At 53.9% G+C, this 12196-nt stretch carries 11 protein-coding genes; 7 read left to right on the forward strand and 4 right to left on the reverse strand.

Going from position 1 to position 12196, the window contains the following annotated elements; genetic code table 11:
- Positions 1-165 precede the first annotated feature (165 nt).
- From hflK to AQ1_RS01255, 4 genes are all read left to right on the forward strand, one after another.
- Positions 166-1290, forward strand: coding sequence for an FtsH protease activity modulator HflK (gene hflK / locus AQ1_RS01240; protein WP_042083205.1), 1125 nt, complete (start codon positions 166-168; stop codon positions 1288-1290).
- Positions 1290-2159, forward strand: a complete 870-nt coding sequence (hflC, locus tag AQ1_RS01245) for a protease modulator HflC (protein WP_042083209.1) — start codon at positions 1290-1292, stop codon at positions 2157-2159. Before hflK ends, hflC begins: the two co-directional genes overlap by 1 nt.
- 15 nt (positions 2160-2174) lie before the next feature.
- Positions 2175-2372, forward strand: a complete 198-nt coding sequence (locus AQ1_RS01250) for a DUF2065 domain-containing protein (RefSeq protein ID WP_042083211.1) — start codon at positions 2175-2177, stop codon at positions 2370-2372.
- A 103-nt stretch (positions 2373-2475) separates the two neighbouring features.
- Positions 2476-3996, forward strand: coding sequence for a Do family serine endopeptidase (locus tag AQ1_RS01255; protein WP_052370698.1), 1521 nt, complete (start codon positions 2476-2478; stop codon positions 3994-3996).
- A 112-nt stretch (positions 3997-4108) separates the two neighbouring features.
- Here AQ1_RS01255 and AQ1_RS01260 read toward each other — a convergent pair whose 3' ends face one another.
- A complete protein-coding gene (locus AQ1_RS01260) occupies positions 4109-4840 on the reverse strand; it encodes a YceI family protein (RefSeq protein ID WP_081836977.1) in 732 nt (243 codons plus the stop codon).
- A gap of 120 nt (positions 4841-4960) precedes the next feature.
- Between AQ1_RS01260 and AQ1_RS01265 the strand changes: the two genes are divergently transcribed.
- Positions 4961-5737 carry a hypothetical protein gene (locus AQ1_RS01265; protein WP_042083214.1) on the forward strand — a complete coding sequence of 259 codons (777 nt, stop codon included), beginning with the start codon at positions 4961-4963 and terminating at the stop codon, positions 5735-5737.
- 22 nt (positions 5738-5759) lie between these two features.
- Entirely contained in the window at positions 5760-6530 is a 771-nt protein-coding gene (locus AQ1_RS01270; protein ID WP_152550369.1) for a hypothetical protein, read from the forward strand.
- Between the two features lie 66 nt (positions 6531-6596).
- On the opposite strand, the gene AQ1_RS01275 is transcribed toward AQ1_RS01270, so the two are convergent.
- Together AQ1_RS01275 and AQ1_RS01280 are read right to left on the reverse strand one after the other, a co-directional pair.
- The gene (locus AQ1_RS01275; RefSeq protein WP_150006829.1) at positions 6597-6980 is read right to left on the reverse strand and encodes a hypothetical protein; all 384 of its coding nucleotides are present in this window, start codon (positions 6978-6980) and stop codon (positions 6597-6599) included.
- A 217-nt stretch (positions 6981-7197) separates the two neighbouring features.
- A complete protein-coding gene (locus AQ1_RS01280; protein ID WP_042083222.1) occupies positions 7198-9534 on the reverse strand; it encodes a M1 family metallopeptidase in 2337 nt (778 codons plus the stop codon).
- Between the two features lie 146 nt (positions 9535-9680).
- Between AQ1_RS01280 and AQ1_RS01285 the strand changes: the two genes are divergently transcribed.
- Positions 9681-11234, forward strand: coding sequence for a GNAT family N-acetyltransferase (locus AQ1_RS01285; RefSeq protein WP_042083323.1), 1554 nt, complete (start codon positions 9681-9683; stop codon positions 11232-11234).
- Positions 11235-11246: 12 nt separating this feature from the next.
- Here the strand turns inward: AQ1_RS01285 and AQ1_RS01290 are convergent, their stop codons facing one another.
- Positions 11247-12170, reverse strand: coding sequence for a cation diffusion facilitator family transporter (locus AQ1_RS01290; protein WP_081836978.1), 924 nt, complete (start codon positions 12168-12170; stop codon positions 11247-11249).
- Positions 12171-12196: the final 26 nt, after the last annotated feature.

Here is a 12196-nt window from a genome sequence, read left to right on the forward strand (position 1 = left end):
GTCAAATGGATATTTATCGTGACTTTGTGTCATAGAATGGAAAGCTGACATTGCGACAGGTCCCCGTCTTTCATATATAGCGTTACAGGAATTCTTTGCAAAAGCGCTGTTTTGAATCGCAGTGTTTGAAGCGCTCTGTTTTTAAATCAAGGGGAGAGAAAATTTATGCCCTGGCAAAATACCGGCGGCGGTGGCGGAAATGGCCCATGGGGTGGCGGGCCGCAAGGGCCTCAGGGGCCTCAGGGGCCAAGACGACCCCAAGGGCCTCAGCCCGATCTGGATGAGATGATCAGAAAAGGCCAGCAGCGCTTGAAACAAATGCTGCCCCAGGGCGCAGGCGGTAAAAGCGGGATCACCCTTTTGATCATTTTAGGGCTCATTCTTTGGGCGGCGACCGGGATTTATCGGGTGAATGCCGATGAGCAGGGCGTGGTCTTGCGCTTTGGCGCGGCGGCCGAGCAGCCGACGCTTCCCGGCCTGCATTGGCATTTGCCATGGCCGATTGAAACCGCTCTTACCCCAGCGGTTACGGTTGTTAATCGGGTTGATATCGGCTTTCGTCAGGGCATGGGGCAGGGCAATCGTCCGGCAGCTTTGCTTGATGAAAGCCTGATGCTTACCGGTGATGAAAATATCGTGGATGTATCTTTCACGGTTTTTTGGCAGATCAAGGATGCCACCAAATATCTGTTCAATATCCAAAGCCCACAGGAAGGAACCGTTAAATCGGTTGCGGAAAGTGTGATGCGGGAAATCGTTGGGCGCACCAACATCCAGCAGGTTTTGACCGAGGGGCGCGGTGCGATCGAAACAGAAGCCCAAACCCTGATCCAGCAATCCTTGGATACCTATGAAGCGGGGATTTTGGTTGGAGGCGTGAAGCTTGAAAAGGTTGATCCCCCCATGCAGGTGATCGATGCTTTCCGCGATGTGCAGGCCGCTGAAGCGGATCGTCAGCGTTTTCGCAATGAAGCGGATCGCTATGCCAATCAGATCATTCCCGAAGCTCGCGGGCGTGCCAATCAGATCCTTCAGGAAGCCGAAGCCTATAAGGAACAGGTGATTGCCGGTGCTCAGGGGGATGTGGCGCGTTTCTTATCGGTTTATGAGGAATATGCTCAGGCCAAAGATGTGACGCGCACCCGCATCTATCTGGAAACCATGGAAAATATCTTTACCGATATGGATAAGGTGATCATGGATCAGAATGCCGGTTCGGGTGTTGTGCCCTATATGGCGCTGCCTGCAATCAAGGGCCGCAATGACAAAACATCAGGCGGAGACAGATAATGAACGCACGCTCGATATTTTTGCTGATTGTGCTGGGCGTGGTGATTGCCATTGCCAGTACCGGCTTGTTCACCGTGCGGGAAACCGAACAGGTTATCGTGATGCAATTCGGCGATCCCCGAAGGGTGGTCAAGGAGCCGGGGCTGCATTGGAAACTACCCTTTTTACAACAGGCGAATTATTTTGATTCCCGCATTCTCAATCTTGATATCGACACGCAAGAAGTGATTGCCTCGGATCAAAAGCGCTTGCAGGTAGATGCTTTTACCCGCTTTCGGATTACCGATCCTTTGCTCACCTACCAAACTGTGCGGAATGAATTAGGGGCGAAAAGCCGCATCGATACCATCGTGGCATCTAATCTGCGGCAGGTTCTGGCCTCTGAACCTTTGCGCAACATCGTGTCTGGTGAACGCGCCAAACTGATGGAAAGAATCCGCGAACAGGTTAATCTCAATGCTGATCGCTTTGGTGTCGAAGTGGTTGATATGCGCTTGCGCCGAGTGGATTTGCCGGATGCCAATTCGCAGACCATTTTTGATCGGATGCGGACCGAGCGTGAGCGTGAAGCTGAAGAAGCCCGGGCGGAAGGCCGTGAATTGGCGGCGCGGATCAGGGCGCAGGCTGATCGCGAACGCACTGTTTTGCTGGCTGAAGCCGGCCGTGAAGCGCAAAAGCTGCGGGGTGAAGGCGATGGGGCTGCGGCCAAGATTTTTGCCGAGGCTTTTGGCAAGGATGTGGATTTCTTTGAATTCTACCGCTCTATGGAAGCCTATCGCAACGCATTGGGTAATCAATCCACCACCATTGTTTTGTCACCGGATAGCCCTTTTCTTGAGTATCTTGGTAATCAGAACGCGAAAAAATAAACTGAGGCTAGCCCCATGAGCTTTCTATGGACTGATTTTGTCGTGGCTTTGGGGCTGGCTTTTGTTCTGGAAGGTGTGGCCTATATTTTGATGCCGGATCAGATGCGCCGCTTACATGCTTTGGTGCTGAGCTCGGAGAATGAAAAGCTGCGCCTTGCGGGCATTGGCGGCCTGCTCTTTGGCTTTGTGATGATTTGGGTGGGGCGTTTTTGATCCGCCCACAAGCCCGGCCATAAGTCCGCCCATAAACTGAGCAAGAGACGATCAGGGAAAATGAGGGGATATGAGCAGGTGAATTTGTATAAAAGGAGGTGTTATGCGCCATAAAAATGCGACAGCGATAGCGATAACAAAAGCCGGTGATGGATTGAGCGCCAGAACTGATCCCAGAACTGATGCCAGCCGTGAAAATCGGATCAAGCATCTTTTCTTGTGGGTGGGGTTGCTTGCGGCGGTGATTTTCCTTGCCACAGCCTCTCTATCGCAGGCCCGGCAAATGCCGGAAAGCTTTGCGGATCTGGTGGAAAAGCTGTCTCCGGCGGTTGTCAATATTTCCAGCGTGCAAAATGTCGAAGCCACGGCTCAGCGCTCCCCTTTTCCGCCGGGCTCGCCTTTTGAAGATTTTTTTGATGAATTTTTTGATCGCCGTCAGCCCGGGCAGGGGGGGGATGGGCAAGCCCCTACGCGCAAGCTGCAAAGCTTAGGGTCTGGCTTCATCATTGATCCCAAAGGGCTGGTGGTGACCAATAACCATGTCATCGAAAAAGCCGATGAAGTGACCGTGCGCACAGTGGATGGCGAAGAATATCAGGCTGAGGTCATCGGGCGCGATCAGGAGGGTGATCTGGCCCTTTTGCGGATCAAATCGGATCAGGATTTTCCTTTTGTGAAATGGGGATCGAGCAAAAAAGCCCGGGTTGGCGATTGGGTTTTGAGCATCGGCAATCCTTTCGGCCTTGGGGGTTCGGTGACGGCGGGGATCATTTCCGCCCATCATCGCCAGATCAGCGGTGGTCCATTTGACGATTTCATCCAAACCGATGCCTCGATCAATCGGGGCAATTCGGGTGGGCCTTTGTTTAATCTTGATGGTGAAGTGATCGGCGTGAATACCGCCATTTTCAGCCCCACGGGCGGGAATGTGGGCATTGCTTTTTCCATTCCATCGGATCAGGCCCAGCGGGTGATTTCGCAGATCGAAGAACATGGCTATGTGCGCCGGGGCTTTTTGGGTGTGCAGATCCAGGCCGTGGATAAGATGACAGCGGAAGCCCTGGGCCTTGAAAAGGCGAAGGGTGCCTTGGTCAATTCCGTGACCCCCGATAGCCCGGCGGCCAAAGCCGGGATCCGGGAAGGCGATATCATCGTCGAATTCAATGGCGAAGTGGTGGAAGACAGCACGGCTTTGGTGAAGGTCGTCAGCGCTTTGGGTGTTGAGGAAGAAGCGACCCTGACGGTTTTGCGCGATGGCAAGCGGGTCAATCTTTCGGTGGTGACAGGCGAACGGCCAAGGCCCGAAGATCCCACAACCCCTGCTCAGCCTTCGGTGACCGAAGAACTGGGCATGAATTTGTCAGGTTTGACGGTGCTGCTGCGCCAGCAATATGATGTGCCCGATGATGTGAATGGCGCCATCGTTCTTCAGGTGGCCCCTGATCTGCGCCAGCGGATTGCCCCCGGCGATGTGATCGTCGAGGTGAATCGCAAGGCCGTGTCCTCACCCGAGGATGTGAGTGCGGCGATTAAATCCATCCGCGAAGAAGGGCGCACGGCGGCCCTGCTCAGGGTTTATCGTGCCGGTAATTATTATTTCATCCCCATCCCGTTGGATGAATAATTTATGAGGCCCTGATCTTTCAGTGCCACAGGCACAATGGGGCGAAGAGATGAAAAGGGCTGCTTTCGGGTGGCCCTTTTTTGTGTTTATGGCCTTTTTCCAGGGGGATTTTTTATGGCTGATGGATCAATTCCGCCTCGATCATGATCGCCACCTCATGCCCCACGGCGGGAGACCATTTGCCAAGGCCAAAGGCTGAGCGATCCAGATGGGTGCGGGCGGAAAATCCCAAAGTGGGGGCCCCGGTCAGAGGATTTTTGGCATAGCCATTAAAGGTGACCTCAAGGCGGATGGGGCGGCGGCGGCCATTCATTTCCAATTGGCCTTCGATGGTGCCATCCACCCCATTCTGGCTGCGGATGCTTTCGGCAGTAAAATGGATCTCTGGATAGCGGGCCAGATCAAATAGATCCGTGCGCAGGATGTCATCAATCGTTGAACTGCCGCTATTCACTGATTGCAGGGGGATACGCACATCCATCTTGCTTTGCAGTGGATCATCAGGCTTTAAATCAAGGCTGATGTCGATGGTGTCAAAACGCCCGGTAAACTGGCTATAGCCCAAATGGTTCAGGCTAAATTGCACCGAGACATGATCGGGATCGGCGCGATAAATCCCGGCGGGGGCTTTGCTCAAGCGGGTTGTGACATCATGGCTCAACACCGCGATGCCCTGCTCGATTTTTGTGCAACCGGATAGCAGGACCAGCACGGTAAAGGTGAGGATGAAGGCTAAGGCCAGGCGGATCCCAGCAGGCCGAGTTCTTGTAACAGATGGGGTGGCAGGCCATTTATGGATGGAATAAGAGGCGAGAGCGGCTGGATGGAAGCGATCAGGCTGCATGGTTTCCGGTCCTTTTGGGGTAGTCCCATCGCGCCCAAATGGGATTATGAGAGAGGGATGTTCAGCAGATGTTCAGTCCCTTTATAGCAGACTATCAAAAGCAGAGTGCAGGAGGTTAGCATGAAAAGCGCAGATGCGATCAAAACCACAATGGCTCGCATTGTTTATCCACCAAGTGCGGCATTGGCTTTATGCGCATTGTTCGCAATCCCGGTGCTGGCCCAAACTTCACCCACATCCTCTGCGATTGCTCCCCAAATGGATGGCTATCAGATCGAAACGGTGTTCAGTAAAACCTTGAACAACCGAATGAAATCGATTGATGATCTGGAGCGAACATTTGAAAAACGCTTCCGCAAAACCGGTACCGATGACAGTACATCCCAGCGCAGTGCTATCCACCGCTTTCCCAAAAGCCGCACGATAGGCACCCAATGGGCGGGGGAAACACTGATCCCTGATGCCGAAAATTATACCATGGGCAATCTCATCGCCGCTTTGGCGGCCGATAATCTCAATCGCGCGCTTCCTGATTTCAAAGGAACTCTGCGCCTGACCATTGATCGTTTGAAGGTTTCGTCTCATCCCATCGCCTTTCTCAATGCATCCAATTCCTATGTTATGGGCAAGGTGGAATGGCTCGATTCTGAAGGTCATCTTGTAAAATCACAGGATGTGACCGCCAATCTGGTGATCGATCCCAGTGTTGATCTGAACTATGATGGGCCCAAATATGCCTTCATCGAAACGGATGAAGCGGATCGTGTGGGGCCCACCCTTGCCTATTTTGTTGAAAAGGCTCTTGAATCCCTATGGCCTGAGCAGGATGATAAGATCAACGGGCCGGTGATCATCCGCCTGAGCGGCCCCAATGAATCGATTATATTCAATAATTAAAAGCATATCAGGCGACCGGGGGATGAGGATGCGCAAGGCCGGGTTTTTGGCGGCAGCGATCAGGATAGGGGTTGGGTTGGCGTTGGCTTTCGGGCTTGTTTTGCCGCCCACCACGGCTTTGGCTGAAAATAAGGCCACAAAGACGACTGTTGAGACAGGGGCAGCATTGCATCCTTATGAATTGACGATTGAATTTTCCGGAAAGCTCAAGCGCCATATGCGCGCCATCAACCGCATTGAGCGTATTCAGGAAGAACGCTTTCGCCGCAGCTTATCCTTAAACGATGGGGGTGCCGATGTTCAGGGGAGCGAAAAGCCCACCGCCCCCCGATTGCCTTGGGCCGGGGCGGCGCTGATCCCTGATTTGCATGCCTTTTCGGTGGAAAATCTGCTCATCGCTATGGTGGAGCATAATATTGCCAAGGCCCAGCCCGGTTTTAATGGCAGCATCCGTTTGAAGATTGATCGGATCAAGCTTGATGATCATAGCGAGCCTTATTTGCGGGCGTCCAGCAGCTTTGTGGTGGGCAAGATCGAAATGCGCACGCGCGCGGGCGAGAAAATTATCGAGGATAAAATGACCGTAACATTGGAAGCGGATAGGCTGATGCGCACAGGCCCTGCGCAACAGGGCTTTATCTTTTCCAGATATGAAGCGGACTATCGTTTGGCACCGGTTCTGGCGCTTTTTGTGGAACAGGCGCTGGAAAAAGCCTGGCCCCAGAAATCGGAGGAGATCGAAGGGCCGATTTTCATCATGCCCGATCCGGCGGATGTGTCAGCCGCCCGCTAAAGATGAAGGATAAAAGCGTGCGGATTTCTCAGGAAAGTCCCCCTTTCCTTCAATCGATAGGTTCCTTCAATAAAGCAGGGTGCTTTTGGCTTCGGCATAGGCAAGGCCGAAGCTTTGGCAGCCCTTCTCAGGGCCTTCGGCACGACCGAAAGCGGCATGGGCATTGAACTCTACCCGTCCCCCCGCCAGCAAGACCCGGTCTTCGCTTTCTTTCGCCAACCGAGCCATAGATTTGGCAATGAATTCTTCGATGTCATCGCCATCATAGCCGCAAAATTCGGCATTGCCAGCGGTGCGCCCCAGCTTTTGCGCCAGTATAATGAGATAGGATTTATCCGGTCCTTGTTGCGGACCCATGCCCTGCGCCTTGGCAGGCAAGGCCAAAATCGACCCGGAAAGCCCGGCACAGATGCCGATCATCAAGAGCCAGGAGTGATTAAATCGAAGCATCGGTCTTTCCTCGCATTTGTCCATCTCCAGCCTTTTGGGCATGGGGAGCTAGATCGCTCTTTTGATCACGCAATTTGCACTTCAAAGTTGTTTTAAGGAAAGCGTGCTGCCGCTTGCCTTCGTTTGATCCTTTTAGGCGATTTACGCCAAACTGCCAAGAGAACCCGCAGCGGGAATCGCAAAGGCTTGCCGAAAAGAACTCCGCTCATGGCCTGCCTCATCCCCCATTGCTTTTGGCTTCATCATCCGCGCCGCCCTCAAGCTTTTGCATCAGGTTTTTTTGCGGCGCGCGTTTGAACAGCTCCAGCCGCGTTTCCACCGGCTTTCTTGGCCAATGATTATTGGTCATATCGGCATCGGCGGTTTCCAGATTGGGATCAATGCTGATCGATTGGATGGTTTGATCGGTGATGATCAGCTTGGTGACATGGGATTGATTGCTGCGCCAGATTTCTGCCGGGATCGGGCGCTTTTCTGTGCTGCCATCTTCATAGGTGATTTCCAAAAGAATGGGCATGACCAGCCCGCCTTTATTGCTGAAATCAAGGAAATAAAGATTGGAGCCAAGCGCCAGAAGCTCTTGTTCCCATGGCTCCAGCTTTGCGATCAGCTTTTCTGAGGCCTTGCGATCAGATGGGGCGACCGTGAATTCATCATGCGCATTATAAAAATCGCGCAGATGGGGTTCGCGGTCGGTGCGGCGTTCCATCCCTTCGTCGCGCTGCAGGGTGATGGAACGGGGGGCCTCAGCTTTTTGGGCGCGTTTCCATTCGGCCTCCACATCGGGATTTTTGGTATCGATGGTCGCCAATGTGATCTGATCAAGGCTGATATCCACATGATCGGTGGAATAAAACCAGCCCCGCAAGAACCAATCGAGATCGATGCCGCTGGCATCTTCCATGGTGCGGAAAAAATCGGCGGGCTGGGGCCGTTTAAAGGCCCAGCGCCGGACATATTCCCGGAAAGCGAAATCAAAAGCCTCGCGCCCCATCACCGTTTCGCGCAGGATAGTGAGAGCGGCAGAAACCTTGGCATAGCCGGTGATACCGCGATTGATATAGGCGTCCGACTGGGTCATGATCGGCACCTGATTGGGTCGGGTCATTCTTTCAGCCAGGTCACGCGGTTCGCTCCGCAGGGGGGCATCGGGATCAAATTCGGCAAGCGCCAGTTCATCGAGGAAGGAATTGAGCCCTTCATCCATCCACAGCCAGTGGCGTTCATCGGAATTGACGATCATCGGGAACCAATTATGGCCCACCTCATGGATCACCACCCCGATCAACCCATATTTGGTGCGTCGGGAATAGGTGCCATCTTTTTCCGGGCGCGGGGCATTGGCTGCCAGCATGGGATATTCCATACCCGAGCGGATGGGCGCATTGATCGATGTGGCATGGGGCCAGGGATAATCCATCGCCATCCGGCCATAGGTTTCAAAGGTTTGGATGATCGCCGGGGTGGAATAGCGGCTCCATAAAGGTTCGCCTTCCGCCGGATAAAGGGATTGGGCCATCACCATGCGGCCATCAGCAGTTTCATAACCCTGCGCATCCCAAATAAAGCCGGGGGCGGCGGCAAAGGCAAAATCGCGCACATTTTCAGCCTTATAATGCCAGATTACCTCGCTATCGGCTTGGCGCACGGCATTTTCCGCCGCTTCATCAGGGGTGATGATGAACAGTGGCTTTTGGGCGGTTTCCGCCTGTTCCAACCGCTGGCGTTGGGTGCGGCTCAAAACCTTATCGGGATTTTGCAAAACCCCGGTGGCAGCGAGGGTGAAGGTTTCGGGCACGGTGATCGAGACATCAAAATCGGCAAAATCAATGGCGGGTTCGCCATACAGAAAGGCCTTGGTGATCCAGCCGCCATAATCGGTATAAGCGGCCAAACGCGGATACCACATCGAGATGAAATAATTCGGGCTGCCATCTTGCAAAATTTCATAGGCTGTCCGGTTCGACAGCTCTTTCGCCGATAAGATATTATACTGATAATCGATAATCAGGCTGGTGCTGGCCCCCGGTGCCAAAGGCTGGGGCAGATCCACGCGCATCATGCTATCGGTGATCATTGTGGGCAGGGCTTTGCCATTCTGATCGGTAACGGCTTTGATCTGATAGCCAAAATCGCCGCTTTCGATCAACCGCATTTCGCGCAAACGGGCATAGGACAGGCGACCGGCCAAGGGATCGCTCAGGCTTTCCTGCGATGTGGAATGAGGCTTGAAGCGGTTTTGATCAAGCTGTAGCCACAAATAGGAAAGACGATCAGGCGAGCGGTTTTCATAGCGCATCTCATTCCGTCCTTCGATCCGCTTATTTGCATCATCAAGGCGCACATCGATTTTATAATGCACATATTGCTGCCAATATTCATGCCCCGGCGCGCCGGATGCCGCCCTGATGCTGTTGGGGCCCGGCCATTGTTCTTCCAATTGCCGGAAGGCATCATGATGGCCCGCTTTGGTTTGTGCCACCGGATGGGCATCGGCCATGTGGGCCATGAAGGATGTGATCAGAAAAATTGACAGTAAATGCACGACCCGCATGAAACGATCCCTTTTATTTTTTGGGCAGCTTTAACCAATTTGCTATTTCGCAGCATATCTGTAGAAGACTAGCAAAAGGCGAGATGAGAGGGCAATGCGTGTTGCAACAGGCTCATGCGCTTTTGCAGGAAAAGGAAGAAGACCGGATGGCCGATCAAACCAAAAAGCGCAGTTTATATATCAGGCAATTCCAGTTTTCCGATATTGATGATGTGGTGGCGCTTTTGAAAAAAGCCTATCCCACCATGCCCACCATGGCTCCGGAAAATCTTCGCGGGCCCCTCAGCCGCTATCCCGAAGGCCAGTTTGTCGCCATTTTGGATGAGGCCATCATCGGGGTGTGCCTCACCTTTCGAATTTCTCAATCCATTGCCTTAAAGCCCCATAGCTGGGCCGAGATTACCGGCAATGGCTTTGCCTCGCGCCATGATCCCGATGGATCCGTGCTCTATGGCATGGAGGTTGCGGTCGATCCCGATGTGCGCGGCTTGAAAATCGGCCAAAGACTTTATGATGCGCGGAAAAAACTGGCCCGCGAGCAGGGCTTGAAGGGCATTGTTTTTGCGGGCCGGATGCCCGGCTATGGGCGGCGGCGGCGGCGCTTTCCAACGCCTGAAGCCTATCTGGAAGCGGCCCAGGATCGCCGGGTGCGCGATAGCGTGATCGGCTTTCAATTGCGCAATAATTTCGAGCCGGTGCAGATTTTGCACGATTATCTGCCCAGCGACAAAGAAAGCTTTGGCTGCGCTGTTTTGATGCAGTGGCATAATCCCGATATTGCCAATACCGAAGAAACCAAAGGCATTCATCGCAGCCGGGTCAGCGGGCGTCCGGTGCGGGTGGCCACCGTTCAGATGGAAATGCGGGCGGTGGATTCCTTTGAGGAATTCATCAAGAATGTGGCCTATTTCACCGAGGTCGCAAGCGATTATCGCTCTGATTTCGTGGTGTTCCCTGAACTCTTTACCCTGCAATTACTCTCTGCCGAGCCGAAAAAGCTGACCCCTCAGGAAGGGATTGAGGCGCTGACCCGCTATGCCGAACAATTTCGCGAAACCATGCGCGATCTGGCGATGCGCTATAATATCAATATCATTGGCGGCTCAACCCCGGTGCGCATGGAGGGGGGGGATGTGAAAAACATCACCTATGTATTCCTGCGCGATGGGGCGGTTCATGCCCAGGATAAAATCCACCCCACCCCCAATGAGCGTTTCTGGTGGAATATCAAGGGGGGAACAGAGGTGGCGGCGATCCCCACCGATTGCGGCATGATCGGGGTTTTGATCTGCTATGACAGCGAATTTCCCGAACTCGCCCGCCGATTGGTGGATCAGGGCGCCCTGATCCTGTTCGTGCCTTTTTGCACCGATGAACGGCAAAGCTATTTGCGGGTGCGCTATTGTGCCCAGGCGCGGGCGGTGGAAAATCAAAGCTATGTGGTGATGGCGGGGAATGTCGGCAATCTGCCGAATGTCGAGAATATGGACATTCAATATGCCCAAAGCTGCATCCTCACCCCTTGCGATTTTCCCTTTGCCCGGGATGGAATCGCCGCCGATACCACCCCCAATGCCGAAACCGTGGCTTTTGCCGATCTGCATCTTGATGATCTGGTGCGGGCGCGCAATTCCGGCACGGTGACCAATCTGAAGGACCGGCGCTTTGATCTTTATCATATCGATTGGGAGCGCAAATAAATCCCAGTGGAATCATCTTGGCGGATGATCGGCGCAGCCATCAGATTCGATCTGAATGGTGCTGTGGGTGATGCCATAGCGTTTGGCAAGGAAATCTTTTACGCGCAGTAACACATCATCGGCGCGATCTTCGGGCCGGATGGTGATATGCATGGTCAAAAGCGGGCGTTCGGCGGTTAAAAGCCAGACATGCAGATGGTGCACATCGCAAATTTGCACGATTTCGTTTGAAAGTTCACGCGCCAGAGTTTCGGGATCGATATGATCGGGCGCACCTTCCATCAGGATATGCAGGGTTCGCCGGGTGATCGACCAACCGGCGCGGATCAAAAGCCCCGCCACCAGCAAGGACAGCAGCGGGTCGATGGGGGTCCAGCCCGTATAAAGAATGACGATGGCGGCGATGATCGCGGCGATTGAGCCCAGAATATCGCCAATCACATGCCATAAAGCCGCGCGGATATTGAGATTGTTTCGATCCGCCCCGTGGATCAGACGAAAAGCGACGAGATTGACCAGAAGCCCGACGATCGCCACCGCCAGCATCGGTCCGGCCATCACCTCGGGCGGGGAGGCGATGCGCTTTAACGCCTCGATCACGATCCAGATCGTCAAAACTAAAAGCGCCAATCCATTGATGAAAGCGGCGATCACCTCGAATCGGTAATAGCCAAAGCTTTTGCCCCTATCATGGGGGCGGCGAGAGATGCGAAAGGCGGAAAAGGCGAGCGCCAGCGCCGCCGCATCGGTCAGCATATGCCCGGCATCCGCCAAAAGGGCGAGGGAGCCGGATAAAATCCCCCCCGCCACTTCGATCAGCATGAAGCCGCCGATCAAAAGCATCGCAAAGAATGTGCGGCGCTCGTTCAGATGATCATGCCCACCGCTATGGCTGTGGAGGGCGCCATGGCTGTGGCTGTGATGATCTCTATGCATGAAGGGAATCCGGGGACTTTGGCCGA

It is taken from the genome of Iodidimonas nitroreducens (assembly GCA_000710935.1).
Lineage (GTDB): Bacteria > Pseudomonadota > Alphaproteobacteria > Sphingomonadales > Rhodothalassiaceae > Iodidimonas > Iodidimonas nitroreducens.